This is a genomic window from Arthrobacter agilis (assembly GCF_030816075.1).
Classification (GTDB): Bacteria; Actinomycetota; Actinomycetes; order Actinomycetales; family Micrococcaceae; genus Arthrobacter_D; species Arthrobacter_D agilis_E.
The window spans coordinates 1,266,373-1,292,376 of the sequence record NZ_JAUSXO010000001.1 but is presented as its reverse complement, the minus strand read 5'-3'; the positions used below and the strand labels follow the sequence as shown (position 1 = coordinate 1,292,376).

Annotated in this window: 32 protein-coding genes, 1 tRNA gene and 1 pseudogene; 18 read left to right on the top strand and 16 right to left on the bottom strand. The window is 66.2% G+C overall.

Annotated features, from left to right (window positions below; all coding sequences use genetic code 11):
* The first annotated feature begins 76 nt into the window (after nt 1–76).
* Genes QFZ50_RS05745 through QFZ50_RS18195 form a run of 3 tightly spaced genes read left to right on the top strand, consistent with a single transcriptional unit; the run spans nt 77 to nt 1,158 of the window.
* The gene (locus tag QFZ50_RS05745) at nt 77–622 is read left to right on the top strand and encodes a glycosyl-4,4'-diaponeurosporenoate acyltransferase CrtO family protein (protein ID WP_307082765.1); all 546 of its coding nucleotides are present in this window, start codon (nt 77–79) and stop codon (nt 620–622) included.
* Between the two features lie 56 nt (nt 623–678).
* The gene (locus tag QFZ50_RS05740; protein WP_307082763.1) at nt 679–942 is read left to right on the top strand and encodes a hypothetical protein; all 264 of its coding nucleotides are present in this window, start codon (nt 679–681) and stop codon (nt 940–942) included.
* Entirely contained in the window at nt 943–1,158 is a 216-nt protein-coding gene (locus QFZ50_RS18195; protein WP_373462303.1) for a GNAT family N-acetyltransferase, read from the top strand.
* Nucleotides 1,159–1,214: 56 nt separating this feature from the next.
* On the opposite strand, the gene QFZ50_RS05735 is transcribed toward QFZ50_RS18195, so the two are convergent.
* The 3 genes from QFZ50_RS05735 to QFZ50_RS05725 all read right to left on the bottom strand — a co-directional run bounded on the left by QFZ50_RS05735 (nt 1,215) and on the right by QFZ50_RS05725 (nt 4,212).
* Nucleotides 1,215–2,297: a hypothetical protein gene (locus tag QFZ50_RS05735; RefSeq protein WP_307082761.1), complete on the bottom strand. Its 1,083-nt coding sequence runs from the start codon at nt 2,295–2,297 to the stop codon at nt 1,215–1,217.
* 186 nt (nt 2,298–2,483) lie between these two features.
* The gene (locus QFZ50_RS05730; protein WP_307082760.1) at nt 2,484–3,104 is read right to left on the bottom strand and encodes a dihydrofolate reductase family protein; all 621 of its coding nucleotides are present in this window, start codon (nt 3,102–3,104) and stop codon (nt 2,484–2,486) included.
* A 340-nt stretch (nt 3,105–3,444) separates the two neighbouring features.
* Nucleotides 3,445–4,212, bottom strand: coding sequence for an SDR family NAD(P)-dependent oxidoreductase (locus tag QFZ50_RS05725; RefSeq protein WP_307082758.1), 768 nt, complete (start codon nt 4,210–4,212; stop codon nt 3,445–3,447).
* A 306-nt stretch (nt 4,213–4,518) separates the two neighbouring features.
* Here QFZ50_RS05725 and QFZ50_RS05720 point away from each other — a divergent pair, with 306 nt between their 5' ends.
* From QFZ50_RS05720 to QFZ50_RS05695, 6 genes are all read left to right on the top strand, one after another.
* Nucleotides 4,519–6,915 carry a putative bifunctional diguanylate cyclase/phosphodiesterase gene (locus QFZ50_RS05720; protein WP_307082756.1) on the top strand — a complete coding sequence of 799 codons (2,397 nt, stop codon included), beginning with the start codon at nt 4,519–4,521 and terminating at the stop codon, nt 6,913–6,915.
* Nucleotides 6,916–7,303: 388 nt separating this feature from the next.
* Nucleotides 7,304–7,510, top strand: coding sequence for a hypothetical protein (locus tag QFZ50_RS05715; protein WP_307082754.1), 207 nt, complete (start codon nt 7,304–7,306; stop codon nt 7,508–7,510).
* Nucleotides 7,511–7,612: 102 nt separating this feature from the next.
* The gene (locus tag QFZ50_RS05710) at nt 7,613–8,104 is read left to right on the top strand and encodes a GNAT family N-acetyltransferase (protein WP_307082753.1); all 492 of its coding nucleotides are present in this window, start codon (nt 7,613–7,615) and stop codon (nt 8,102–8,104) included.
* A gap of 251 nt (nt 8,105–8,355) precedes the next feature.
* A complete protein-coding gene (locus tag QFZ50_RS05705) occupies nt 8,356–8,715 on the top strand; it encodes a hypothetical protein (protein WP_307082751.1) in 360 nt (119 codons plus the stop codon).
* Nucleotides 8,716–9,021: 306 nt separating this feature from the next.
* Complete coding sequence (locus tag QFZ50_RS05700) at nt 9,022–9,219, top strand: hypothetical protein (RefSeq protein WP_307082749.1); 198 nt, start codon at nt 9,022–9,024, stop codon at nt 9,217–9,219.
* 65 nt (nt 9,220–9,284) lie between these two features.
* Nucleotides 9,285–9,416 carry a hypothetical protein gene (locus QFZ50_RS05695; RefSeq protein ID WP_307082747.1) on the top strand — a complete coding sequence of 44 codons (132 nt, stop codon included), beginning with the start codon at nt 9,285–9,287 and terminating at the stop codon, nt 9,414–9,416.
* A gap of 110 nt (nt 9,417–9,526) precedes the next feature.
* On the opposite strand, the gene QFZ50_RS05690 is transcribed toward QFZ50_RS05695, so the two are convergent.
* The 5 genes and pseudogenes from QFZ50_RS05690 to QFZ50_RS05675 form a co-directional block, all read right to left on the bottom strand.
* Nucleotides 9,527–9,727 (bottom strand): hypothetical protein, encoded by a 201-nt coding sequence (locus QFZ50_RS05690; RefSeq protein ID WP_307082745.1) that lies wholly within the window; start codon nt 9,725–9,727, stop codon nt 9,527–9,529.
* Nucleotides 9,728–9,960: 233 nt separating this feature from the next.
* On the bottom strand, nt 9,961–10,215 hold the full coding sequence (locus QFZ50_RS05685) for a hypothetical protein (protein WP_307082743.1): 255 nt from the start codon (nt 10,213–10,215) through the stop codon (nt 9,961–9,963).
* Nucleotides 10,216–10,425: 210 nt separating this feature from the next.
* Nucleotides 10,426–10,491, bottom strand: a pseudogene (locus QFZ50_RS18190) (hypothetical protein); the annotation flags it as partial.
* A 115-nt stretch (nt 10,492–10,606) separates the two neighbouring features.
* The gene (locus tag QFZ50_RS05680) at nt 10,607–11,404 is read right to left on the bottom strand and encodes an alpha/beta fold hydrolase (RefSeq protein ID WP_307082741.1); all 798 of its coding nucleotides are present in this window, start codon (nt 11,402–11,404) and stop codon (nt 10,607–10,609) included.
* A 46-nt stretch (nt 11,405–11,450) separates the two neighbouring features.
* On the bottom strand, nt 11,451–12,509 hold the full coding sequence (locus tag QFZ50_RS05675; protein ID WP_307082739.1) for a class I SAM-dependent methyltransferase: 1,059 nt from the start codon (nt 12,507–12,509) through the stop codon (nt 11,451–11,453).
* Between the two features lie 565 nt (nt 12,510–13,074).
* On the opposite strand from QFZ50_RS05675, the gene QFZ50_RS05670 reads away from it, so the two are divergent.
* Together QFZ50_RS05670 and QFZ50_RS05665 are read left to right on the top strand one after the other, a co-directional pair.
* A complete protein-coding gene (locus tag QFZ50_RS05670; RefSeq protein ID WP_307082737.1) occupies nt 13,075–13,257 on the top strand; it encodes a DNA-binding protein in 183 nt (60 codons plus the stop codon).
* A gap of 61 nt (nt 13,258–13,318) precedes the next feature.
* On the top strand, nt 13,319–13,480 hold the full coding sequence (locus QFZ50_RS05665; protein ID WP_307082735.1) for a hypothetical protein: 162 nt from the start codon (nt 13,319–13,321) through the stop codon (nt 13,478–13,480).
* 243 nt (nt 13,481–13,723) lie between these two features.
* On the opposite strand, the gene QFZ50_RS05660 is transcribed toward QFZ50_RS05665, so the two are convergent.
* A complete protein-coding gene (locus QFZ50_RS05660) occupies nt 13,724–14,377 on the bottom strand; it encodes a hypothetical protein (protein WP_307082733.1) in 654 nt (217 codons plus the stop codon).
* 621 nt (nt 14,378–14,998) lie between these two features.
* On the opposite strand from QFZ50_RS05660, the gene QFZ50_RS05655 reads away from it, so the two are divergent.
* The 6 genes from QFZ50_RS05655 (at nt 14,999) to QFZ50_RS05630 (ending at nt 18,128) form a co-directional block, all read left to right on the top strand.
* Nucleotides 14,999–15,439, top strand: coding sequence for a hypothetical protein (locus tag QFZ50_RS05655; RefSeq protein WP_307082731.1), 441 nt, complete (start codon nt 14,999–15,001; stop codon nt 15,437–15,439).
* 160 nt (nt 15,440–15,599) lie between these two features.
* Nucleotides 15,600–16,196 carry a hypothetical protein gene (locus QFZ50_RS05650; protein ID WP_307082729.1) on the top strand — a complete coding sequence of 199 codons (597 nt, stop codon included), beginning with the start codon at nt 15,600–15,602 and terminating at the stop codon, nt 16,194–16,196.
* A 198-nt stretch (nt 16,197–16,394) separates the two neighbouring features.
* A complete protein-coding gene (locus QFZ50_RS05645; protein WP_307082727.1) occupies nt 16,395–16,586 on the top strand; it encodes a hypothetical protein in 192 nt (63 codons plus the stop codon).
* Nucleotides 16,587–16,910: 324 nt separating this feature from the next.
* Nucleotides 16,911–17,360: a hypothetical protein gene (locus QFZ50_RS05640; protein ID WP_307082725.1), complete on the top strand. Its 450-nt coding sequence runs from the start codon at nt 16,911–16,913 to the stop codon at nt 17,358–17,360.
* Nucleotides 17,357–17,545: a hypothetical protein gene (locus tag QFZ50_RS05635; protein WP_307082723.1), complete on the top strand. Its 189-nt coding sequence runs from the start codon at nt 17,357–17,359 to the stop codon at nt 17,543–17,545. The genes QFZ50_RS05640 and QFZ50_RS05635 overlap by 4 nt, the downstream gene beginning before the upstream one ends.
* Before the next feature lie 307 nt (nt 17,546–17,852).
* Nucleotides 17,853–18,128 carry a hypothetical protein gene (locus tag QFZ50_RS05630; RefSeq protein WP_307082721.1) on the top strand — a complete coding sequence of 92 codons (276 nt, stop codon included), beginning with the start codon at nt 17,853–17,855 and terminating at the stop codon, nt 18,126–18,128.
* Between the two features lie 252 nt (nt 18,129–18,380).
* Here the strand turns inward: QFZ50_RS05630 and QFZ50_RS05625 are convergent.
* A tRNA-Leu gene (locus QFZ50_RS05625) sits at nt 18,381–18,467 on the bottom strand.
* 276 nt (nt 18,468–18,743) lie between these two features.
* Between QFZ50_RS05625 and QFZ50_RS05620 the strand changes: the two genes are divergently transcribed.
* A complete protein-coding gene (locus QFZ50_RS05620) occupies nt 18,744–19,016 on the top strand; it encodes a hypothetical protein (protein ID WP_307082718.1) in 273 nt (90 codons plus the stop codon).
* A gap of 45 nt (nt 19,017–19,061) precedes the next feature.
* On the opposite strand, the gene QFZ50_RS05615 is transcribed toward QFZ50_RS05620, so the two are convergent.
* From QFZ50_RS05615 to QFZ50_RS05590, 6 genes are all read right to left on the bottom strand, one after another.
* A complete protein-coding gene (locus tag QFZ50_RS05615; protein ID WP_307082716.1) occupies nt 19,062–19,808 on the bottom strand; it encodes a M50 family metallopeptidase in 747 nt (248 codons plus the stop codon).
* 9 nt (nt 19,809–19,817) lie between these two features.
* Nucleotides 19,818–21,074 (bottom strand): kynureninase, encoded by a 1,257-nt coding sequence (locus QFZ50_RS05610; RefSeq protein WP_307082714.1) that lies wholly within the window; start codon nt 21,072–21,074, stop codon nt 19,818–19,820.
* A 145-nt stretch (nt 21,075–21,219) separates the two neighbouring features.
* Nucleotides 21,220–22,185: a trypsin-like serine peptidase gene (locus QFZ50_RS05605; RefSeq protein WP_307082712.1), complete on the bottom strand. Its 966-nt coding sequence runs from the start codon at nt 22,183–22,185 to the stop codon at nt 21,220–21,222.
* Nucleotides 22,186–22,338: 153 nt separating this feature from the next.
* Nucleotides 22,339–23,277, bottom strand: a complete 939-nt coding sequence (locus QFZ50_RS05600; protein WP_307082710.1) for a MaoC family dehydratase — start codon at nt 23,275–23,277, stop codon at nt 22,339–22,341.
* On the bottom strand, nt 23,274–24,650 hold the full coding sequence (locus QFZ50_RS05595) for a 3-oxoacyl-ACP reductase (protein ID WP_307082708.1): 1,377 nt from the start codon (nt 24,648–24,650) through the stop codon (nt 23,274–23,276). The genes QFZ50_RS05600 and QFZ50_RS05595 overlap by 4 nt, the downstream gene beginning before the upstream one ends.
* Nucleotides 24,650–25,963: an acetyl-CoA C-acetyltransferase gene (locus QFZ50_RS05590; protein WP_307082706.1), complete on the bottom strand. Its 1,314-nt coding sequence runs from the start codon at nt 25,961–25,963 to the stop codon at nt 24,650–24,652. The genes QFZ50_RS05595 and QFZ50_RS05590 overlap by 1 nt, the downstream gene beginning before the upstream one ends.
* Between the last annotated feature and the right edge of the window lie 41 nt (nt 25,964–26,004).

Here is a 26,004-nt window from a genome sequence, read left to right as displayed (position 1 = left end):
CGCGCAGACCGTGGTCCTTTTCCGGTCGACCGCGGCCGCCAATCGCGCTGCTCGCACGGGAGCGGGGTGATCGGGGGTGGCAGCACTGAGCGGACCGTCTGGCCCGGTGACTGCGGGTCTGCTGGTCGGTCTCGGAATGGCGGTCGCCGGCTGGTTCGCCATCGGACCCGATCACGTCGTCTACGCGATCGTCGTGCAGGGTGCCTTCCTGTTCATGGCACTGCTGTCAGGTCCGGCCCTGGTCGATGTCGCCCGTTCCCGCTACCGGGTCAGAACCTGCGAGCCGAGGATGTACACACTGTTCGGCGCGGAGGCACTCCGTAGGCTTCTCGACGTGGCCGGCTGGAACCGTGTCATCAGCCAGATGCGTCTGGCGGAGGAAGGAGAATCCCGGAGAGCTCGCTTCCTCCGAGGGACCGAGCAGTCCGAGACCGGCCACTGTCTTGGCTTCGCCGCTACCGCGCTGCTGGTCAGCATCGCCGCGGCCACGACACATCCCAAAGGAGCTGGGCAGATACTGCTCGTCGGGGTGATTCTTCACGCATACCCCGTCATGATGCAACGCATCGTCCGCTTCAGGATCACCAGACATCGCACCACCACCCATGGACGCGCACAGTGAAGGATCTCCTGCGGGCGGTGGATGTACCACCGCCGGCCACATGAAAGTCTTGCGTGGTGAACGCCCATGCCATGATCGCCCTTCGCCCTTTTCAGGCCACGGAGAGGTCCTTCTTCGCCGGTATGGCCGGCGATGATCGGGTGACGCGTCTTGTCGATAATGGGCAACCGTGGCAGGAGCGTCTGATCAACAGCCGTGTCAGTGCTGCTCTTGAGCTCTTGCCTCTGGACCGTCACGGGGCGACTCGTTGGTTCATTGCTGAGAACGCCAATGGGCCGGTAGGGCTGGTCGTTTCGACCCGCAAGGAAAGTGGCGTATAAATCGGCTACTGGGTATCCCCGGAGCACTGGGGCAAAGGTGTTGCCGGCGCAATGGTCGACGAAGCCATCATCCTGATCCCTGAGTTATTCGGCGTGAGGACGTTGATCGCTCGTGTGGACCCGGGCAATGTCGCGTCCGCTCGAATCCTGGCCCACCGTGGCTTCACTTCCTGTGCATCCAGGGACGGCCTCGACCACTACAGCCGGGACATCTAATCGACGCAGCAGCGTGGCTTCTATGTGAGCTTCGAGACGAAGGCTCCGTCACGCGCCTAGGAGTGAATTAGCGGATCATCTGGAGTCGTGGCCCAGATTCCCTGATAGGTAGAGCGTTGCCAGTGCTGGCGGGGGCCCTCCCACTCGCGTGCGGCGTCGGTCAGCCACATCGTCGTATCAGGATTCCACCCGGCGAGGACCGTGTAGATGTCGGCGTCGACCAGCAGTGCCCGATTGGCGGCAGTGAGGTAGGCCAGAGCGGTCAGGTGCACAGCGTCCCACCGCTCCGCAACCTTCTCCCAGTCCGGGACGACCCATCGGCCGTCGTGGCCGGTACACCGGAACCAGTCATGGCGCCGGGATGCCGTGACCTCCAGTGGGTGCTCGCGGCACAGGGACACCCAATCGTCGGCGGTACGGATCTCGTAGGTGCGGCCGGCTCCGCGCAAGGGGATCACCGTGGCGTGTTCCTCCCCGAAGGAGTCCTCGATGAGGTTCAGTCCCAGGGGTACCTGTCCGATCGTTTGCAGGGTTCCGTGCGGGAAGGACCACCACGTCCCCGACCAGTTGGCGCGAGGGTCCCGGGGTCGTTCCTTCTCTGCCCGGACCTCCTCGGCGCGGGAGTCGCGGGCCCACGTGGAAAGGGCTCGCGCCGGGTCCCTGGGCAGGGGTGCGGGATCATCTGCCGGCCGCCAATCCATGGCCCACTGCTGGATCCGCCGGTCCTGCGTCCACCACTGCGTGGGGGACGCTGTCAGCACGTACTGGGCGATCGGAGTAAGGGCGGCCTTCACCTCGGGAAGCGCTGCGAGGACGTCCTCCCCGTCCGGCTCCTGCCAGGGCCGGGACGTGTCGACCGCTGAGGCCAACGCCCGGTCGATGACACCACCACCGATCCGTGTCACATCGAGCGAGGCCAGGTTCGTGATGAGGTCCGTCAGGGACGGTCTCGGTGACCGGTCACCGCCCTCATCGGAGGTAGCAGTGATCAGCACCCGGGAGGTGCCCTTGCCGGGATCCAGATCGTGGGCGAGCCAGAACGCGGCGGACCGGATCGACGGATCGACCTCCATCACCAGTTCCAGGCACAGGCGTCGTCCACGAGGTCCTATCAGCAGCGAATCAGCTCCCTCGTCCATCCGCCCACCCTAAGCGTGACGACGCTGGCACAGCAGGAGGAAACCACCACAACATCCAACCCGTCCGATCCACCCAGCGATACCTCATCGGGGCGGGGCCGAGGGGCGGACGAGGGATCTGTTGTATCGGAAGGCTGAGTGGGACCGCTCGCTCAACCTGGTTCGTGATCGAGGGCCTTCTCGCTGTCAGGAAGCGAAGTTCGGCGCATACTGCGGCCGGCCAGCGGGTCGATAGACCTGGATCGCAACGCCCTTCGAATCGGATCGTGATTCGACCAGTTCGAGCGCGACATCCGGGCCGTCTTCGGGAAACAGACGTACGCCCTGACCGAGGATGACCGGAACGACAAGCAAAGTGACCTCATCGAGAAGGTCGTTCCGTAGCAACCATCGGATCAAAGCGCCGCTCCCGTGCACCTGCAGTTCACCTCCCGGCTCAGCCTTCAGCCCCCGGACGACCGCCAGCAGATCGTCGGAGAGGAGAGTCGTGTTTTCCCAGTGGACGTCGGAAAGAGTGGTCGATGCGACGTACTTTGGCGCCCTATTCAAGGCCACTCCGATGGGGTGGTCGCGCATTTCCTCGATCGTTCCCCAAGTGTCGGCAAACATCTCGTATGTCCTACGTCCGAACAGAAACGCGTCGGCCCGCTGGTAAGCCTCGGTGATGAACACCCCGGTTCCGTCGTCGAACCTCCCCATGGCCCATCCGCCGCGGACGAATCCGTCCCTGCGTTCCTCATCGGTTGCGTGCCCGTTTCCTTGCATCACTCCATCGACGGTCACTTGCGTCATGCTCGTCAGTTTCATTGTCGATGTTCCCTTTTCGTCAGGTATCGCCTTCGATCATTTAGACGGGCTCAGGAGGCCGATCTCATCGGTTCGACCGTCCCGCATACCGATCGGCTTGCGCACTGTGGGCAGTAAAGCGGAGAACAGTCCTCAAGACCGTGACCACTACCGCGACAAGACACAGAGGTATGGCAACGGTTGCAGTCCCGTGGCTTATAACCCTTGCGACAGAAGCCAGAAGAGCCGTAGGCCGATCCGTCGACGGGGTGACACGAAGCATCGAGCGAGGATTTCCTGCGACGGGTCACGGTGAGCAACAGGAATGCAGCGTCCACCTCAACCATCACCCTCACCGGGATCAGTGAACCGAGAACCCGCCGTCGACGGCGAGTGACTGTCCGACAACGTACGCTGACGCGGCGCTAGCCAGAAATACAGCTGCGCCGGCGAAGTCTTCTGCTGCACCGTTTCGCCCGATGAGTGTCCGTGCCGCTAGCGAGCGGACGGTTGCCGGGTCCGAGCTGAGGCGCTGATTCAGCGGGGTCTGCACGAAGCCTGGCACCAGTACGTTCGCTGTCACCCCATCCGATGCCCACGCTTCGGATTGTGATCGGGCCAGCGCCTCCAGCGCTGCTTTGGACACCCCGTAGGCACCACTTGCAGCAAATGGTCGGTGCGCTTGCTGTGAACTTATGTGGATGATTCGCCCGAAACCGCGTTGTGCCATACCGGGCGCTAAACGCTGACCAAGAATGAACGGCGCTTCCAGGTTTACTCGCATCGTCAGGTCCCAGGTGGCCTCATCGAGGTCGGACATCGGAGGGCGGAGGTTGATGCCGGCCGAGTTCACCAAGATGTCGACGTCGCCGGCCGCATCGGCCAGTGCATGGGTTCCATCGCGAGTTGAAAGATCCGCGATGATGCCGTCACCGAACCCGCCTGCCTCGCGCATCCCCTCAAGAGTCGCCTCGATCGTAGCGGCCGTTCGCGCCGCGACGAGCACGCGTGCGCCTGCTCCACTGAGCGCTAGTGCGATGGCCCGACCAATACCCGAACTTCCCCCTGTAACGAGCGCCACGCGCCCTTTCAGGCTGAAGAGATCATTGAGGTACGTTGCCGGGTCCATCGCCTGAGGCTAACGCACCGTCGATGAAGAACGTGTTTCGGCCCGCATCCTGCCCGCACCACCATTGCTTACTCCTCGTGGAAGCGATCCCACTTCCACGGACTCAGCCCATTAAGGGCTCACGAAAGATGCCGGGGAAGAGCCCGGCTAGGAGCGTCTAATGCTCGCCGTACGACGGGCGCTGTCCCAATCTTTCGTATTTTCTCGATGAGTACTGGGGCTGTACATCACCTTCGTCAGGAAGACTAGAGGTTGGGTTGGGACATTCCTCCGGTCCAAAGGATTCGGCGTGGAAGGTTTGTCCTAGTGGTACCAGAGAACGTCGCCAAGGACGATATGCCTTCAGGCGCGCAACGCAGGGGCATACCCGAAACGGGCCTGCAGGACCATCATTCGATTCGTGCAGACACACGCCCGATTGTAAGCCGCACCTCCTGGCTCCTGATCGGGACCCTCGTCATCGTTTTCGCCGTGTTCGCAGCTGCTGTCGCCTTACGTGACTCCGACGAGTTCAGCCCCATGGTTGATGGTGTGTTGGGCCTGCTGGCGCTATGGATTCCGACCGGCCTGGCTTGGTGGACCGGGTTCCGCGTGAACGGGCGGCGGTGGGACATCTTGTTCTCCGCAGGTGCCCTGTCGTGCTGGGCTGTGGGGACCACCTGTTACGTGCTGCAGTCCGCGGTAGGCGCCGACATCCTTTTCCCCTCGCCCGCGGATGTGGCCTATTTCGGGTTCTATCTCCTGATGTCGTCGGCTCTTGCCTTCATCGTCCGCAATCGGCTGCGCACCATGACATGGCCCATTGTCCTGGACAGCGCGATCGGCGCCCTTGGCGCGGCCGCCGTACTCGGCGTCGTTCTCGGACCCTTCCTGGAATCGAATTTCACCGGGCCCCGCACCCTGGAAACAGTGCTCGGAGCAGGCTATCCGCTGATGGATCTTCTGCTGGTGGCGACTGTCATCGGAATGACGGCCACTACCGGATTCTCGACCGGTGACGGTTGGATCCTCCTTGTTCTGGGATTGATCACCTTTACCGGTGCTGACATTGCTTTTGCCTTCGCGGAGTTGAACGACTCCTATGTTGTAGGCATGCCGATGGATGTCGGGTGGGCCGCCGGCATGGCGCTGATCGCAGCCTGGGCCGTCATTCAGGGCCGCCGTCCCGGAAGCGATAACCGCCGACGGGTCTCGCTCCCGGCGCAGGCTGTCCCAGCACTGGCGACAATTGCCGGGTTGGGCGTCTTGATCCTGGCTTCCCAGCAGCGGATCGGTCTACCCACGGTGGTACTCGCCAGTCTGACTCTGGCCTTCGCGGCGCTGCCGCTGGTATTCCGTCAGCGGCTGCAGCTGACGCACGCCACGCGCCAGGCGCGTACTGATGAGCTCACAGGCCTCCCCAACAGGCGGGCGCTCTACGCCGATGTACCCGCTCGTCTGTCAGCCGACGGACGACGCCGCAGCGCGGTGATGCTGCTGGACCTGGACAAGTTCAAGGAGATCAACGACGGCCTCGGCCACGACCTCGGAGATGTGCTCCTCGTCCAGGTTGCCGCACGGCTGTCCGCACAGCTACGACCCGCAGACCTGCTTGCACGGATGGGCGGGGACGAATTCGTGATCCACCTCGACAGCTGCGGGCAGGAAGAGGCGCAGGCCGTGGCAAACAACCTCAGGGTCGCTTTGGCTGAGCCCTACGACCTCGGGGGCATCACGATCTACATCAATGCGAGCATCGGCATTGCGTGCTATCCGGAACAAGGGCAGGACCTCGCCCTGTTGCTGCGCAAGGCCGATATGGCGATGTACTCCGCGAAATCCACGCATAGCGGACACGCGGTCTACGCCGATGGTGCACCAGGGCTCACAGCACACCAGTTTCATACCGTGCAGGTCCTCAATGAAGCACTCGTGCACGATCAGCTCGTCCTTCACTTCCAACCCAAGGTCGACCTCGTGACAGGAGATGTCCGGGGTGTGGAGGCCCTGGTCCGGTGGGAGCACCCAACCCTGGGGCTGCTTCAGCCGGATCGCTTCCTTAAACGGTTCGAAGAAGCAGGTCTCCTGCCGGCGCTGACCGACGTGGTACTGACTCAAGCCCTGGATCAGGCCTCTGTCTGGGCGGACGGGGCTCTGCCACTCTCGGTGGCGGTCAATCTCCCCGCCAGCTCGATCATCGATTCCAGGCTCCCTGCACAGATCGCGTCCATGACCTCGGCGCGCGGGCTACACCCGTCCGTGCTGGTCCTCGAGATCACAGAAGACGCTCTCGTAGCGGATCGCACCCGGGCGCATCAGACGCTGACTGCTCTTCGCGACCTGGGTGTCCGGATCGCGGTGGACGACTTCGGCAAGGGGTACAGCTCGCTGTCGTACCTGCGCGAGCTGCCGATCGATGAACTGAAGCTCGACAAGTCCTTCATCCTCACCATGATGGACGATGTGCGCGCCACGGCTCTTGTGGTGTCAACCATCGACCTGGCCCACAGCCTGGGCCTTGAAATGACGGCCGAAGGGGTCGAAGACCCGAAGACGTACCGTGCCCTCACCGACTATGGATGCGACATCGCTCAGGGCTACTTCATGTCCAGACCTCTGTCCGTCAAGGACTTCGACACCTGGCTCAGCAACCGCACGCATCTTCCGGGCCAAGACGTTGTCGAACTCGCTCACACCGAGACAACGCCATCCAGCACAGGCTGAGTTCAGGAAGCTCTTCCCATGCGTGACGGTCGCTGACCTGAACCAGGGCTGCTCGTGTCCGGGGAGTGGCTCGCAACAAACCCGTGACAGCTCGTGCCGATCGACGGGGTCCAGACCTAGCCACGAACGAGCAGACCATCACCGTCGATGCTCGCGACACGCGGCAGGACATCCCGACACCAACGCCGCTCCGAGACGGATCGGGGTCACGTCGTTCTCCCTTACTGCTGACCGCGACGCGGCTGCTTGACCCGGCACTACGGTGCAGAGTCGAAGGTGTCGTCATGACACATCAGAATGCGTTGCGCATCGTTCGCCTGTCGGCTCTACGCTCTTGCCGTCGTCGTGTGGCCATGCAGCGAGCGCCGCGTCACCCTAGGCTTCGAGCATGCGCAAAGCTGAGCTCGCCGGGCGGGCACGGGTGCGCTCGGTAATCACCGTCGCGGCAGACAAATTCGAGGAGATCGATGCCCGGATCCGGGACCTGCAGCGCACCAGGGACGCACTCGAAACCCTCCTCAACCAGCAAGGCATCGATCCGTGCGCCGGATGCCCGATCGTTCAGGCACTCGGCGCCGAGCCCTCGACACCGTGACGCGCGGACTTCAATGCTGCAACCCTTGACCAGACCGATCACCACAGCGAAAAGTCAGAGCAAGATCCGGTGCGACGATGCGTCAACCCGCGGGAGGTCAGGATGCAGGAGCACGGCGTGGTGATCCAACGAGGTACCGGCGCCGACGCGGTGGGAATCACCTCGGTCCATCTGCGCTCACGCCGGCAGGCGCTCCCCTACCTGCCGGTGCTGCACAGCGACGAAGAGACGCTCCGGTGGATCACCGATGTGGTCCTGGAAACCCACGAGGTATGGGTCGTGCGCCGCAACACGTCGATCCTCGCCTTTATGGCTTTGAACGACGACGTACTCGAACAGCTCTACGTCGATCCAGCCCACCTCGGTCAAGGCATCGGCTCCCGGTTGGTGTGCCTGGCCCAGGAACGACGACCGAAGGGCCTGCAGCTCTACACTTTCGTGCGCAACACCCGGGCGCGGACCTTCTACGAACACCACGGATTCTCGCTCGTCCGTACCGGAGATGGATCCGGCAACGAGGAGAAGGAGCCTGACGCCCTGTATCGCTGGGCACCGGAAGGCCCCGACACTTCGTCCCGGGACCCCGCGAGCTGAGTGGCAGTGATCCCACCCGCAATCCACAAGACGCAGTGACCCCATGAAAATGTCGTACCTGCTCAGACACCGCACTCGCAATTGGCCGCCATTACCGCGGCGACCCGCTGGACGCGTCGCGCGTCGCGCGTAGACAGACTCCCTCACGGCGTCACGGGCGGCTCGCCCCCGCCGGCAGCTTCCCAAATAATCGAACCTGTGTTCTATTTAAGACCCTGCACACCACCATCAGGGCAAGAAAGAAGCGGTCGATGACAGCACAACCAGTGGACACCACACCACCGACACCATCAGCACGAGAAGCGGCAGGGCAAGCCCTCGACGAACCCGCGGCCGTCCGGTTCCTTCCCTCCGGAACCCCCTTGGCGCTGCGCTGGCGGGGCAGCATCTGGCAGGTCATCGGCACTCCGATCGCGCGGTCCAGCACGGACAGCCGACCGGGATCAAACACCACGTCGCCGCACCAGCGGGACAGCACCGGAACCACCCGGTCCTGGCGGTTCCAGGCCCAGACCGGGCCGTCCTCCCCGGTCCTCGAGTTCGAGATGAACGTGGACCCGCGGATGCAGGACTGGCGGCTGCGCCGCGTCGCCGTCCTTGAGGGCTACTGACCGGGATTCGGCTGATCCCTGGCGAGGAGGTACGAGCAGAGGTAGCAAGGCGGAGTGCAGGGCAATGGACCAGGACAAGAGGTATGTCAGGCATCGAGTCCGAGCACATCTCACGCCTCATCCGCGGGTTCCTCGGCGCCGCTCTCGACCGCAAGATCATTGACGGCAGCGAACCCTTCTGAGGCTCCAGTTGGGGCACCCGGTCACCGTAGCCGTGGTGATGCTCCGTTCGATGGCACCCCGCCATACTGTCACCGGCAACGAATAGCCTGTGAATGGACTCATCACCAGCAAGAGAAGCAAGCCATGATCACCCACCCCGGCGAGTACCACGACGCCACCTCGAACGTCACTATCCCGCAGTCCCGGCGGACCCTCGAGATCATCGAGCGCGGCCGGCTGATGCCGCCCCTGCCGATCCAGGTAGTCCTGCGTGAGCGCCGTTCCGCCCAGGTCGTGACGCTGCCGTCCCTGCCGCCGGTCGTCGATGTAGAGGCGGCCTAGGAGCTCAGGGAGATCGTGGCGTCCGCAGCAAGTGCATCTCCACACAGCGCGACCCCGACAGGCAGTTGCAACCGGTCATCGACCTCCTGACCCTTGTCGGCCAGGTCTCGGAGCACTTCGGAAGCGATGCCGACCCGGACGTCGAAGCGAGTCTCCTGACGATCGAGAACGACCACGTCGAGGCGCTGCGTTGTTGAGAGCTTCCAGCCGTGGCTGATGAGCTTCGATCCCGCACGACTCGTCGAGGATGCCCCTGCCTTCCGGTCACCGCCGGACCGGGTGGCAGCCCACCGTCCGTAGGAGGGCCCTACCTCAGGTCCACCGCAGCTGCGGCTACCTCTGCCCTGATCGGAGGCTTCCAGATGACGATCATTGCTGTCGCCAGAGGTCCGAGGAACAGGGACACCAGGAACCAAGCCCATCGGGACCGGTCCTTCTGCTCGGCCAGGCCGGCGTTGATCAGCGCCAGCGAGAAGATGAAGAAACCGGTGGGGACGTACTCTTCCATAGGCCTGCCTTTTCAGCGGTGGAGCTCGAATACCAGAGGATACGGGCGCCGAGCCCTTCCGGCCTACCCGAGGTCCGTCGCAACCGAGCTCAGCGTGGTCATTGCCGTCCGTGAAGATCATGCTGGCAGGCAGCCCAGCGCTGATGACTGGCCCGTTCGGTTCGCCGTCGTCCCGGTGGGCGTTCCCGCGCGCATAGTCCTCCGGGAGGGTGACCCAGTTCGTTGAGTCGATCTCACCCACCCCGGCGGCTGGACTCGGCAGACACGCACGGGTCGGATTCCCAGGGCAGCGCCAGGAACAGGGCTCCGCCGATGATCTCGACGACCGGTCCGCCCGTCTGACGGTAGCCGATGAGGGACAGGCCGAAGTAGGCCAGCGGGATCCAGGAACCGACGGCCATGACCTGCAGGAAGCGCCAGAGGAAACCCCGCCGGAGTGTCTCCGCAGTATCCTCTCCGGGCTCGGCGAAAGCCTGCGGGTCCGTCATTCCGCGCAATTGGACTGTTCGGAGGACCTCCATTTCCTCTTGGACAGTGGCTTCTCGCCCGGGGGAAGCGCGTCGACGTAGGCTCGGTATTCTCGCCGGTCACCCCGCCCCCAGAAACAGCCAATCTCCAGCAGCACTTCGAGGGCAACCCGACCGATCCCACCGAGTATCTCGATCAGCATGCCGCGCCGCCTGACTTCTCCCCCATGGTCATGACGAGCAGACTACGCCGTCGTGGTCACGATCGAACGCAGCGTCGAAGCCATGATCCCCCGCGTGCTGGGCCGGCGCCCGCCGCCTTCATCTCGGTGCGGTTGGCGCAGACGACATCACCGGCCGGAGCCTGGCCCCCACGGGCTAGTGCCGCCTCGCAGCCCGGCGGTGCGGCGCTTCACAAGGTAAGAGTGTCGAGGAACGCTACCGCGTCGCGCGCGACCAAGTCCGGGCGTTCCCAGAGGACCAGGTGAGCCACTCCACGGTAGACCTTCACCACCGTGCCGGGTATCCGCGCCGCCAGGATCTGTTGATCCCGCCACGGTAGTAATGCGTCATGGTCACCCCACAGGAGGAGTGTGGGAGCGCGGATGGTTCCCAGTTCGGTTGGTGGTGTCGCGGAGCTCAAACCCTGCAGGATTCCCTTCCAGGCGCGGGCAGGCATCTTGACACCGTCGAGGATCCGGTCCTCGAGGAACCAGGCGGGAACCTTCTGCTGTGGCGGATACCAGAAGAGCGACTCCCGGACCCAGTGCTCGTTGATCGGATCGGTCAGGCGTTCCACCTCAGCTGCGAACGGAGCCTCTCCATGGAGGCTCAGCGGTACGCCAACGAGGACCAGAGCTGCGACCCGGTCCGGGTATGCGATGGCTAACTGCTGGGCGACATAACCACCACTGGAGGAGCCGAGGACGAAGGCCTTCTGAACGCCGAGTGCGTCGAGAATCGCGGCAACGTCTTCCGCCTGTTCCGCCAAGGAGTAGCCCGACTCCGGCTTGTCCGCGTCGCCCTGTCCCCGGAGGTCGGGGGCATAGACCTTGTACCCAGTGAGTAGATCAACGAGCCGGTCAAAGCACCCTCGCGATTCGCCCCATGCGTGCAGCAGCAGGACGGGTGGCGCATCGGGGTCGCCACGAACGAGGCACGGAACCGCAATATGCGTCCGGAGCGTGAGATCCAGGACCTCCGATTCCATAGGTCGACAGTACGCCGCGGGTCGGCTCATGGACCATGGGTGTCGGTCAGGGCACCAGTTCGTAGAAGCGGAAGAACCCGAAGTTCTCAATAGGCAGAGTTCTGACGTCTGCGAATCCTGCGTCTAGAGCGTATCGGCGTAGCGTGTCCGGTCGCATGACGGTTCCTGTGCCGGCGCTGCCGGGGTGCGCCATCCCGTCAGGCAGGCAGATCAGCAAACTGAAACCGTACATGAGCCGCTCAAGCTCATCCCCCGGAGGAGCGAAGGATTCGCCGACCGCCTCATCCATGACGATCACGGTTCCATGGGGCCGAAGCGCTTCGCGAGCCGCAGCCAGCACCCTGACCGGATAGGGCATGTCGTGGATGCACTCGAAGGCGAAGATTGCGTCGAATCGTGCAGCGGGCAGTCGCGCAGCGTCGAGGTTCTCGAATCTGGCAGCACTTCCCGCTGTGGTCGCGTTGATTCGCGCAAGCCCTATCGACTCGGAGTCGATGTCGAACCCATGCACCCGCGCAGCCGGCAACATCCGAGCAAGCGCGATCGTCGACCAGCCGGCACCACAGCCGATGTCCGCGATCGTGGCGCCCTCCGCCTTCAGGCGGGAGACCAGGGCAGGTGCCTCATTCAATGCGTTCTCCAGCTCCAGCTCGAACCACGGACGATTCATGTCAGCCTGGGACTCACGCGCGTCAGCCCCGAACTCGGACCACCCTACGCCCATGCCTGTCCGATATGACCGGTGCAGCACCGGCAACTGCACGGCAGCACCGGCGAGCATTCGAGCCAGTGGTGCGAGGTAGTTGAGGCTGCTGCTGTCAGTGAGGACCTCCGCGGAGCCGGGAGGTAGTGTGAAACGCCGGCTGTCCCCCTCCGTGACTGTCAGGATGCCCGTGATGGCCTGTTGCTCGAGCCACTCGCGTGCATAACGCTCACTCGTGTCTGTGCGCTCCGCCAGTTCGGACGACGATGCGGGCCCCTCCTTTGCAAGGCTCTGGTACCAGCCGAGCCGGTCACCGAGGTGGATGGCGAGGATGTCTATCGTGCCGAGCGCCGCAGTGAGGATACGTTCGGCGACAGTTTCGGCATCCGGTTCGGGGTTCATTCGTCCTCCCGCGATGGTTTATGCGTGGAGCTCAGGATGAACCCGCTGCATGCCGCTGGCAAGGGTCGTCGCGCGTCCACCCATCTCGCATCTGACCCGGCGGCCCCGATGCAGGGTTCGAGCGTTGTGATGGGCAGGTAGAGTCCTTGGCCGGTCCTATTCCGTCCCGGGAGTAGTCGATGGCCGACCTGAGCTGATTCAACCCTTCTCGCTCTCGCGGTCGCTGACGCACACCCGAGGTGACGATTACCGGCCAAGTGATCGAGAGCAGGGCGCCCAGAACGACAAGCCCCCAGTCGTCACTTTCCCACCGACCGTCGGCCAGACGAATGAGCGGCGGAAGGATGATGAACACCCCGACGAACAGCCGCAGACTTGTGCGAAGCTGCTCTTCACGTAGGGGTCGGGCTTCTTCGGCATGCCGCAGTCTCTCAGCCCGGGTTGGGTGGAGCCGCCGTCAGGCAGAACGGACGCATGACCGAGTCACATGCCACGCCCTCCGCCGAGTCCGCCCCGCGCAAGCCGTCGCGCTTCCTCACGCTCCGCCATTCAAGCCGATGAGCGGGTGGCAAAGGACAGCACCATCCGCGGGCTCATCAAGACCGGTGACCTGTCGGCCATCCGGGTCGGCGGACGCGTCCAGCGGCGGATCGAACGCGTGAAGCTCGAGGAGTACATTCTCGGCGCGTACCTGCGCGATGCTGCGGACATCAAGCGATGTGACATCGACGACCTTTCATCCGAGTAGTCCGGCTCTCGAACCCTCGCGCTACGCTCAAGCATCTGATAGCTCATAAATGGGGGTAGCTGTGGTTCTGGATGGATTCTCGCTCGTCGTCGTTTTCATCGTCTGGGTCCTCGTGCCCGCGTTCCTCGGCTTCGTCCTGTACTGGATCATCCGGCTTGGCGTGAAGCACGGGCTGCGGTCGTACTACACCGACACCAACGGGAACTCCCCCTCTTCCGAGTAGCCGACGCCAGCCGGCGGTAGCCGCACTCCACCGCCGAGCGCGAGGATCCTGCTGTCCGTTCCGGACCGCTCGTCGGGTCGGTGTGTGTCGATAGCCGAGGTCGCCGGCGGTGTCAGGGGTAAGCGAGTGCGGCGTCGGATGATGGGCATCCTAGGACGGCGGAGCTATAGACAAGCAGTCTCACGTACGCGGCCCGATTCGGAACAGAACCTCCGGCGCATGGGCACCAGCCTCGAGTCCTGCCTACGTGCCGACCGCCAGGGCGGTGACGAGGTCTTCAGCTACCCGGGTGTCGGAGTACTCCGCGTAATCATCGTCCTTGAGTGAATTCACCTCGAACACCGCCAGGGCGTTGTTCTCGGTGTCCAGGTACAGGGCCTGGTATTCCCCTTGGGGGTTGGTCGGGTACCAGCGCGCCAGGACGTGCACGTCGAGTTGTCCGACTCGCACCGTTGTAACAGTGTTGTCCTGATCGGTCGTGTCGATCTGGGACACGAAGTCCTCGAGGGTCTGCTCGGCGGTTGCTGGATCTGCGGCGTGAATCAGCTGCAGTGAACCGGCGAAGCGTCCTTCGGACCAGAAATCGCAGACGTAACGATAGGAGTCCGCAGCTTCCGGATCATCACCGTAGGAGCCCCACCCGGAGTCGGTGATCTCCGGTTTCTCGCCGAGGACGTCGGGCACCACATCGCCCAGCTGGCAACGTTCCCTCGTCAGCACGGGCATATCACCACCGAATGCATCAGATGCAGTCCACCCGTCCGCTGTCTTTTCCAGCCATGATGCTGGAATGCCGGTCACATCGTCGGTTTCGGTGCCACCCGAACACCCCGACAAAGACAAGGACAAAGACGCGCTCAGCAGCACGGCCAGGGCGAAAGAAAGCGGGAGTCGCATGCGGCCAATGTATCTGCAGCGGGCCGATTCCCTTGCACACCGAGCTCACGAGAACCTTCGCTTGATCCTCTTCCGCCACGTCGACCAATCCGTCGATAAGCCTGCCGGTAAGGCCGCAGGACGAGGGCGAACAGGTTCACCCCACGGGAAGAGACTGCAGAGGAATTGAAGATTCAGCCTGACTCTTGCTTGGAAGCGTGCCAAGCCCGTACGGTCTGGACCATAAACCCGTACGGTCTGGACCATAAAAAGGGGCTTGCTGTTCAGCGTCGTTATCGGTGGCGTGGCGGGCGCGGTGCTCGGACTCCTGATCCTCGAAGGAATCGGGCCGATCATCGGAGCCATATTCGGCCGCTGCTTGGGATACGCCTTCCACTTGGTGGCCGACAAGAACAATCGGTCATCCTAGAAGCTGCACCGGTTCGACCCGGTGTAGCCCAAACCTTCGGCGTTCATCTGCTGCAGCTCGGTCCGTCCAACTTCAATTACGCGGAGAAGCTCCCCCGCAGCACGGAATGGATTCGCCACGACTTCAGCCCCGGCCCCGCCCGCATCGTCCGCAAGGTCACCAATGGCGTCCTAACGACCGAACTGAGCCGCTGCATCAGGCACGCCATCTAAGTGGAGGAACTCGCGGGCAGGATCTTCGATGATGCGGAGATCCTCATCAACAGGTTCTCCGGCTTCCTGGACAACAGCGGCGGACTTCACCACAAAAACGTCCCCGGCAACGAGGGCACGATCCGTCGCCTGGCTACCAAGCACGGTCCGCTGCCGGACATCTTCAAGCCAGTCTTCCTGGCCAACCCGACCATGTCCGGCCTGCTGCCTGCATCTGGCACCACCGAGATCCTGGTCAAGCTCGACTCGTCCCAGGACCGAATCGACACCCTGCTCGCCGTCGCATCGTTCAGACCGGCCTATGCCGCTACGCTTCCCGTAACGGCATTGGCCGTCATCACATCCTGGGGGAACCATGACCAACCGCTCCACGTCCATCGCCGGTGCCCTATTCGCCGGCGGACTCGTCCTTGGAGTCACCGGATGCGGCGCGGTGAATGAGCCTGTGGCTGGCGCCGCGTCTCATACCGATGCCCCCTCTGCAGCTAGCTCCGCTGCCACTGCGGCTTCTGCGGAACCGACGGTCACTACCGCTGCCACTCCCCTGACCTTGCCCGAGGCTGTTCCTATCGACATGAATCGGGCCGTGATGGGAACGACTATGGACGAGTTGATCGATGCTGCGCACATTGAGTCACTCGGCCCCGACACGGAGAGGGCAATCGCGACATATCGCAGTTTCACAGACCTGCAAAAGGGCAGCCGCGTGAGTACGCCCGAGGACTGGAAGGTCATCGAACCGGCGGCGCGACCCGTCTCCGCGCCCTCCATGTGGGACTGGGTTGTGCAGCAGTATACGGACAAGGGCCTCCTTGACTTCGCACCGCAGCTCGGTGGCTACGACGGCATGGGCTATCCGCTGCCTTCACCGGCCTATGCGATTGGGCAGGGCGCTCCTGATCTGAAGCGATTCGTGCCTGACGAGCGGGGCTACACCTGGGTGACGAACAGCGACAGCATCACGGTCGAGGCAGGACTGTTCGAGGAGGGTACAGCTGGAGCTGTCGTGAGCTGCATCAAGGAGCGGCTACTAGTAGGGACTACGGATAATCGGGTGGCCTACTACGACATGACCATGTCGTACACAATGGAGGCGATGCCAGACGGCTCATGGGGTCTCCGACGCTTCGACTACACGCAAGACACCGCTGGTGTCGTCGCAACCCAGGAGGAGCTCGACGCGCTACCGGCGATCTGACGGGCACGGTGGCACCCGCCGCCGCACATATGCGGCCTATGAGAACACGAGCATGTAGCCAGGCAGGCACCCAATAATGGTCGGCGTCGTCATCACCCGCCGCGTCGCCACCGAGGTCCACCTGTGCCGGTGCCGTCAAACGCTCACCTCCGGTGCGTTCTACTGCCGCGTCGACCTACGGCCGCACACATTGAGGCCATGACATCCGGCACCCCAGCCACCCCGGATATTGAGGCCCAGGCTGCTCCCGCCCTGCTCATGCTCGTCAGGGACGGCGCAGTCTTCATCAGCGTCCGCGTCGACTTCCCGCACTACCTGCGCAACCGACACACAAGCGACCACGACTACGGCGAGCCCATCATCACCCGTTTTACGGGCAGCGATTTCTAAGACCACGCCTCAGATGGCCGCAACATCTACAAGGCCAACCTCCACGGGCTGCAGGACCCGGAGGTACGCGACCGCGATCGGCCGCTTCGTGCAAGCCTCGAGTTCCACGACGTGACCCGGCGGCACTCCAACAACGGACGGATGAACTTCCGCGGCACCTTCGTAGGTCCAAAGCCCGCGTCCTGGGTTGCGCATCGAACCCGACGGAAACGGCGATCCACCTACGGCCAGTTGTACCCAGCTACCAGAATCGTCGACTCGTCGGGCTGACCACGCGGGCGTCGTGACCGCGAGGAGAGGAGCGGCCGCGGTTAGGCTGGCGGGATGCTTATTCTGACCGCGACCCAGCAGCCGGAGCCGATCGTCGTCGACGTTCTCTCCGACGGCTCGACCTGGTGGGAACCCCTGGTGGCGTTCGCGCCGTTCGTGGTCGCCCTGGTCGCGCTCGGAGCCCTCTGGCAACGCTCTATCGCCGACGCGAAGGCACTCTCCCAGCGGCAAACCGCCGACGACCGGTCCGAGTGGTGGAGGCGCACCCAGTGGGCCCTGGACGCAGCGTTTTCGAGTGACCCGGCGCGCAGGAAAGCCGGCATCGGTGCGCTACGCATCCTCGCGGAAAGCAGCCTCGCCACCGACGAGGAACTCGCCGTCCTGGACGCGGTATGGATCGACGACCCCGAAGTAGCCCCGGACCGTGGGAAGTGGAGCGCTGGACGGCTTGTTGAAATGGGCAGACACTTAACCCAAGGCAATCGGAAGGAGGGTGGGCGATGAGCGATATAGCACGAGTGAACGCCAAGCCCCGCTTCAAGGTCAGTCGCAAGAGTTTCGCCTCAAAACCGTCCCCCGCAGAGCGCGAGATCACGATCGAGAAGGCAAAGCTCCGTGTGGTGCTCGACCGCCGGCTCGGACGAGAGACCCCAGAGTCAGTCGTGAAGCTGGCCCAGCAGGACTCCTAGGACAACGCAGAAGCACCGGCGGGAGTATCCCGCCGGTGCTTTTGCATGTTCGCAACTACTGCCGCCCGAGCACCGCGAGGCTGTCGACGCAGGGGGCGTAGGCCAGTGTTCGCTCGTTGCCAAGCTGCTGCCGCCCGTGGCTTCTACAGATCCGAGGACCACGGCGACCGGCCGTCCACGACGCCCGGACCCACATGGTCCAGTACCAGGTAGAGTCTCCTCACCGGCTGCTGAGGGCCGACATGACGCTACGGACAAACAGGACGACGTCGGCCGCACCGTGATCTTCCCGCCGGACACTTGGAGCATGGCACTCATGGGGGTTCAGTCAGGGCGACCGAGCCGGTGGCTGAGGGACAACAGGGCGGCTCTGCCGTCGATGGTAGCGCTGCTCGCGGGCGCCGCGCTCTGGGTCGTCGGAGTGGTCGGCGGGTTGGGCTACCTGTCCCAGGCCAGTTCACCGATGGCCATGCTCACGGGGCTCTCCATCGGACTCGCCGCGGTCGCCGCGTCGATCATCGTCGCCATCCTCGCGCTCATCGATCTCGCCGGCCGCTACTCCTGGAAGCGCACCCGCCGCTGACCACGAGCGGGACGACAGGCTGTGGCCCTCGGTCTTCGTGTCCGCGGTGCCCGGGATGAAGTGCCGGATGGCCAGTTGCACATCGCAGGAAGGTGGACTGCCGGCCGTTCCTGCGGGGTCTCGTCTCCAGCTTTGTGCTGGAGATCGCCATGCGGACCGCAGGCTCACGGGTGGCTGATTCCAGCACTCGCGCGGTTGCAATGACACCCCTGGTTCAGGGCACAAAAAAACCCCGGCGAACCGGGGTTTTCTTGGTGCGCGGAGGGGGACTTGAACCCCCACCCTCAATAAGAGGACTAGCACCTCAAGCTAGCGCGTCTGCCATTCCGCCACCCGCGCGGGTGGTATTTCGCGGTCGAAACCGGCGAAAGCAACGAGAGAAACTCTAGCACGAGTCTGGCAGGGTTGTTGCATCGGCGGTTCCGCCGGAGAGTCTGCAGCCCTGCGCACGCCGCCGCCGGGGGGCGGTTACGGCGCCGTCTCCGGGAGCGCGATCCTCACATCACCGCTTTGCGGGGGTCACGCGCATGCCGAGCGTGCGTATGCTGTTTTCAACCCCGGCCGAGCACGGAGTCGTACCGCGGGCGGGTGCCCCGAGTGCATGGAGTGGATGACGTGGACGAGAAGACCCCCGGTCAGGACCAGTACGCCCTGACGTACGACGCGATGAAGCGCGCCAACATCTCGCCCGGTGAGCTGTGGCTCCATTACTTCAGCATGGGTGGCGGCGTCGACGAGTACGAGGTCAACGCGTACCTGCACGGCCTCATCGAGCTCCCGGACCACGAGCGGGACTGCATCGCCCAGGCGGTCAACGAGTTGTTCGACGACCTCTGCCGCGAGCAGGGTGCACCCTACAGCTCGGGCCACACCCGGCACGGCGACTGACCCGCCGCCGCCGACCCGCTGCGACAGGGCGCCCGGGACCCCGCGTCAGCCCTGCGCGGCCCGCTCCGCGATGAGCGCCAGGGGCCCGACGGACTGCACGACCGCCGCGGCGATGACGAGCGCGAACGTCCCGAGCCAGACCGGGGACGGGACGCGCGTGGCGCGCTGCAGCAGGTGCGCGTCGGAGGAGCCGAGATCCCGCCGTCGGACATGGACCCGCACCACCTTGACCCAGTCCCGGCAGGAGCCGACCAGCAGGGCGATGCCGAGCACCAGGCAGGCGTAGCCGGCGGGCACCGCTCCCCCGAACCAGACGAGCGCGAGCGATGCGGCGGCGCTGCCGCCCATGATGAGCACGCCCTGCCCGTTGCGCACCAGGACGAGCGCGGCCACCAGCACCAGGGCGGCCGCGGACAGTGCCGCCGCGGCCCAGCCGTGGGCGGCACCCTGGACGAGCGCGGCGCCGACGACGGCAGGCACCGGATAGCCCCAGAACGTCGTGAAGGCCGTCCGCCAGCCGCGGGGACCCCTGCTCGTGGTCGTCCCCGAGTGGTCGAGGCGCAGGGTGATGCCGGTGACGCGCTGCAGGGTCAGGAGAGCCGCGGCGGTGTGGCCGAGCTCGTGCACGACGGTGACGAAGAGTCCGAAGATGCGCCACGAGCGGCGCGGTACCGAGAGGGCGACGGCGACGAGGACGATCGCAGCGAGTCCAGGGAGGCCGACCTCCGGCGGGAGCCCGCGCGTGAAGCCGTCGGCGATCCGTTCCCACAGGCGGGCGGGGTCGAAGGGCATGATCGGGCGTTACCGGCCGGCCGCCGGATCGCCGCCCGTGCCGGCTCCTCCGGCCAGGCGTACAGCAATCGCGTCGACGGCCACCGCGACCTCGCCGAACGAAGTGGAGAGCGGCGACAGGCCGAGGCGGATCCCGTCGGGGTTGCGATAGTCGGGGATCACGCCGTCCCGCCACAGGTCGGGCACCATCGCGGCGAAGGACGGATGGTCGATGGTGATGTGACCGCCGCGCTCGGACGCCGCACGCGGGGAGGCGAGGACGACCCCGTAGGGCGCCAGCACGTCCTCGACGGCGTCGATCGCGAACGCGGTCAGGAGCTCGGACTTCCGGCGGACCGCCGGCATGCCCACCTCCTCGAGGAGGTCCAGCATCTCGCGCATCGCGAGCATGCCGACGATGGGCGGGGTGCCGGATACCAGGCGCCGGATACCGTCCGCGGGCCGGTAGGCCGAGCCCATGGCGAAGGGATCGGCGCTGCCGAGCCAGCCGAGGATCGGCTGGTCGAGGGTGGCCAGGTGACGCCGCGCCACGTAGGCCCACGCGGGAGCGCCGGGGCCTCCGTTCAGGTACTTGTAGCTGCAGCCTGCGGCATAGTCGACGCCCCAGGCATCCAGCTCCGCGGGCACGGACCCGACGGAGTGGCTGAGGTCCCACAGGACGAGGGCTCCCGCGTCGTGGGCGATCCGCGTGATCGCGGGGACGTCGGCGATGAACCCGGACCGGTAGGCGACATGGCTCAGCAGCACGAGCGCCGTCTGCGGTCCGACGGCGGCCGCGACATCGGACGGGGTTGCTCCGCCGTCGTACGCGACGTCGATCCAGCGCAGCGTCAGTCCGCGCTCCCGGGCGATACCCTCGACGATGAAGCGGTCCGTGGGGAAGTTGTCGCGGTCGATGACGATCTCGGTGCGATCCGGGCGTGCGGCCACGGCTGCGCGCGCCAGCTTGTACAGCAGCACGCTCGTCGAGTCCGCGACGATGCACTGGCCGGCGTCGGCACCGAGCGTCACCCGGCCGAGCTGGTCGCCGATCCGCTGGGGCAGCTCGAGCCAGCCCTCGTCCCAGCCCCGGATGAGGCGCCCGCCCCACTGGTCCTCCACGAACGCCGTGAGGCTGTCGACCGTGCTCGTCAGGGGCCGGCCGAGGGAGTTGCCGTCGAGGTAGGACAGCACGGCGTCGGCGCCGAGGAAGAGCTTGCGGTGGTGGGCGAGCGGGTCGGCGGTGTCGAGTTCTGCCGCGCGGGCGGCGAGCGTGGGGCCGGTCATGGCCCCAGTCTAGGTGCGTCCCGGCGGCGGACCCGGCTCGACCGGCGTGCGGAAAGGCAGGCCCTGCCCGGACCGGCACGGGCGGTCCCCCGCGAGGGAGACCGCCCGTGGCCGGGTACCGCGTTCAGCGGGAAGGCGTGTCCCCCTACTGCCCGGCGGCGATGGAGTACGCCGACTGGATGGAGCTGCCGAAGTACGGTCCGTACATCACGTTCGCCTGCGTGCTGTAGCCGAAGCTGTTGACGGAGTTCTGCGTACCGGCTGCACCTGACCCGACGAACCAGGGGCCGCCCGACGACCCGCCGGTCATGTCGCAGGGGATGCCCTGGGACTGCGTGCCGCCGATGCGGTCCGCTGTGGATGCGCCGGAGCAGCTGTAGAGGCGCTCGCCGTTGTACGGAGCGGAGGCGGGGTAGCCGTACGCGGTGTAGGTGAGGTTCCGCGCCATGTTGAAACCGATGCTCGACGCGCCCACCGTGGCGGCGAGCGTCCTGCCGTTGAGCGGGTTCACGACGGCGAAGGCGCCGTCGTAGTTGATGTCTCCGCGGGACACCCATTCGGGTGCCGCATGGAGCGACCGCGCCGTCCACTTGCCGTAGGGCGCCGTGCCGTTGCTGTACGCGGGGACGAAGACGAAGTTGGTGACCCAGCCCGTGGCGACGTCGTGGGTGCAGTGCCCGGCCGTGGCAACGGTGCTCTGGTTCCCGCTCTGCACGGAGTTCGCGGAGCAGACGTAGTTCGTCCCGGCCTGGGTGAAGAAGACCTTGCCGATGCGCGGGACGGCCGACTGGGCGACGGCCCGCGGCTGGACGACGGGCTGCTTCGGTGCCCTCGCCACTGCCTCCTGGCCGGCCTTCGGCATCACGGAGCGCCCTTCCGCGGCCCAGCCGGAGTTGATGGTGTTCGCGGGCTTCGCGTTCCTCATCCGGTCGGCGGTCCAGTAGGCGTCGAGCGCGCTCTGGCTCTCGTCCTGCGCGTGGGACAGGGTGGTGGCGACGACCTCGCCGGAGGGTGGGGCCGGTGCTGCCTGGACGGGACCTGCTGCCATCAGCGCTGATGCCATCAGGGCCGACGCGGCGATCATGCCGGCTTTGAGACCTCGAGAGTTCACGAAACTCCTCTTTCCGTACAGTGGGTCAGCCCTCGTGGGCTGGTCCCTGGAGTGTGCCCTGCGGGCGACGGCCCTGCCAGTGTAAATGATCGCCTGGCGGGAACTCCCCCGGAAAATCGTCGGAGCTCTGGACAGGGCCTGCCCGGCATGGAACTATTCCGCGCGCACCCATCCCGTGAAGTGCTGCCGCCGGCGCTCGGCGGACCAGCCGACCACCTCGACGGCGATCCCGCCGCCGGCACCACCACGGGCACTGGCACCGGTACTGCCGCCGGTACGCTCCGTGCGGGCGAACGACGTCGTGACGGTCCCCGGCAGGAGGACGGGGGCGGCGAAGTCGATGCGCCACGCGAGAGCGCCGGCCGGCGCCGGGACCGCCTCGTCGACCATGCGCGCGGCCAGGTACATGCCGTGGGCGATCGTCGTCTTCATGCCGAGCGCCCTCGCGGAGGGCCCGCTCAGGTGGATGGGGTTCCAGTCCCCCGACACGGCGGCGTAGCGCCGTCCCGTGTCGGCGCCGAGCCGCCAGAGGCCCGTCGGAGCAGGGGCGGCGAACGAGGGGCGGACCTCGTCCCGCCGGGGAGCCGGCACCGCGCCGATGCCGCGCGCCAGGTAGACGGAGCGGCCCGCCCAGACGCGTTCACCCGCGACGGAGACCTCGGTGACGAGGTCCACCTGCGTCCCGGCCGGGTGGGGCCTCAGGTCCTCGGCCCACGCCACGACGTCCATCGCCTCGAACGCGCCCACCGGCCGCTCCTGGCGTACCTCGTTGCTGAGGTGCACCATGCCGAGCAGCGGCAGCGGGAAATCCGCCCGCGCGAGGACGCTCATGGCGACCGGGAAGGCGAGGGTGTGCAGGTAGGCCGAGGGCAGGAGGTCCCTGACGGCGGACCCGAACAGCTGCTGGTACCGCGTCAGTGCGCCGAGGTCGGCGACGATACCGTCGACGCGGTGGCGGGCGGGGGGCACCGCCGACGGCAGGCCTCCCCGCCGCACCGTACGCCGTGCAGCCAGCATGAGCGCCTGCCGGTACAGTCCGGCGAGACGCGGCGTCCCGGGCAGGGTGACGTCCTCCGCGAGCGCTCCGCTCATGCGCCCACCAGGTTCTGCCCGCACACCCGGAGGACCTGCCCGTTGATCCCGGCGGCCGCGTCGGAGGCCAGGAACGCGACCGTCTCGGCGACATCCACCGGCAGCCCGCCCTGCTGCAGACTGCTCAGGCGGCGCGCCACCTGGCGGGTGAGCGGCGGGATCTTCGCCGTCATGTCCGTCTCGATGAACCCGGGGGCCACGGCATTGATGGTGCGGCCGCCCCCGTCGAATGCCGCCGCCTGGGCGCGGACCATGCCGATGACCCCCGCCTTGGACGCCGCGTAGTTGCTCTGCCCGCGATTGCCGGCGATACCGCTCGTCGAGGCCAGGCTGATGATCCGGCCCGTGCCCGAGAACACGGGCGAGGCGAGGAGCTGCTCGTTCATACGAAGCTGCGAGGCGATGTTCACCGCGATCACGGAGTCCCAGCGGGATGCGTCCATGTTGGCGAGCAGCTTGTCCCGCGTGATGCCCGCGTTGTGCACCACGATGTCCACGCCTCCGTAGCGCTGCGCCGCGTGGTCGAGGATGCGCGCCGCGGCGTCGGGGGCGGTGATGTCGAGTTGCAGGGCGGTCCCGGACACGCTGTTGGCGACCCGGGCGAGCTGCTCCCCGGCCGCGGGGACGTCGACGACGATCACGCGCGCCCCGTCGCGGGCGAGGACCTCGGCGATCTTCGCGCCGATGCCGCGGGCGGCCCCGGTGACAACGGCGGTCTTCCCCGTCAGGGGCTGGTCGGGCACACCCTCCCCCGCCGCCGTGTCGGCCGCGGCGAGGTCGGCGGCGCTCGCGGCAGGAAGGGAGGTGACCTCGATGAACTGCCCGTCCACGTACGCGCTCCTGCCGGAGAGGAGGAACCGCAGGGCGCCGAGCGTGGTGGCGTCGGTGGTCGTTGCGTCGCCGCGGAGGACGATCCCGTTGGCCGTCGCGCCGTTCCTCAGTTCGTGCGCCACGGATCGGATGGCGCCGTCGATGCCCTGGCGGGCGGCGGCCTCGGCCGGGTTGGTGGTGTCGGCGGACGAGCGGAGGAGCCCGATGACCCGCCCGCCCGGGACGAGCAGCCTCACCGCCTGGCCGAGTTCGAGCATCGGTGCCGCGAGGTCCGCGGGCGACGCGGCCCGGTCCAGGACGACGACGGCGGCGCTCAGCTTCTCGCCCGGCAGCACGTGCCGCCGCACCTCGATGTCCCAGCCCAGGAGCACGTCGGCGAGCGCATCCGCCCCGGCGCCGGCCCCGGCGACGAGCACGGGGTCCAGTGCGAGCGTCTCTCCCGGGGAGTAGCGCCGCAGCACCGACGGCCGGGGCAGGCCGAGTGCCTTGGCGATCCTGCCGGGCAGGGGCGTGTTGACGAGGTCCAGGTAGGTGTCGGCCATCAGTTCCTCGCCTCGAGGATCGCGACGACGCCCTGCCCGCCGGCGGCACACACGGAGATGAGTCCGCGGCCGCCCTTCTCGGACAGCGTCTTGGCGAGGGACGCCACGATGCGGCCGCCCGTCGCGGCGAAGGGGTGGCCCGCGGCAAGGGAGGAACCGTTGACGTTGAGCTTCGCCCGGTCGATGCTGCCGAGCGCGCCGTCGAGCCCGAGGACCCGCTTGCAGTAGTCCGCGTCCTCCCAGGCCGCGAGCGAGCTGAGGACCGTGCCGGCGAAGGCCTCGTGGATCTCGAAGAAGTCGAAGTCCTCGAAGGTGAGCCCGTTGCGCTCGAGCAGGCGCGGCAGCGCGTGGACGGGCGCCATGAGCAGTCCCTCGTCACCGTGCACGAAGTCCACGGCCGCCGCCTCGGCATCGACGATGTTCGCGAGCATGGGCAGGTTGTTGGCGGTCGCGTACTCCTCGCTGCCGAGCAGCACGACGGCGGCGCCGTCGGTGAGCGGCGTGGAGTTGCCGGCCGTCATGGTGGCCGGCGCGTCCAGGGACTTCCCGAAGACCGGCTTGAGCGTCGCCAGCTTCTCGAGCGAGGTGTCCGCGCGGAGGTTGGCGTCCTTCGTCAGGCCGCGGTACGGCGTCATGAGGTCCGTGAAGAAGCCCCGCTCGTAGGCGGCGGCGAGGTTCCGGTGGCTGCGGAACGCGAGCTCGTCCTGGGCCTCCCGGGTGATCTCCCATGCCGCGGTGGTGAGGGCCTGGTGCTCGCCCATGGACAGGCCCGTGCGGGGCTCCCCGGTGGTCGGCGCGCTGGGCGAGAGGTCCTTGGGGCGGAGCGTGGCGAGGGTCTTCAGCTTCTGCTGGGTCGTCTTGGCGCGGGAGAGATCCAGCAGTACGCGCCGCAGTCCCTCACTGACGGCGATGGGGGCGTCCGAGGCGGAGTCGACGCCGCCGGCGATACCCGACTCGATCTGCCCGAGCTTGATCTTGTTGGACAGCCCCACCACGGTCTCGAGGCCGGTGGCGCAGGCCTGCTGGAGGTCGTAGGCGGGCGTCTCGGGGGACAGGGCCGATCCGAGGACCGCTTCCCGGGTCAAGTTGAAGTCACGGGAGTGCTTGAGGACGGCGCCCGCGGCGACCTCGCCGATGCGCTCTCCCTGCAGGCCGAACCGGGCGACCAGGCCGTCCAGAGCGGCGATGAGCATGTCCTTGTTGGAGGAGTAGGCGTACGCGCCGCCCGAGCGCGCGAAGGGGATGCGGTTGCCGCCGATGACGACTGCCGTGCGGGGGGAGGCGGCGTTCTGCGCCCCGGCCTGATCTGCCATGGAAGAGCTCCTGATGCGAGAAGGTGGATTACCGATACCTA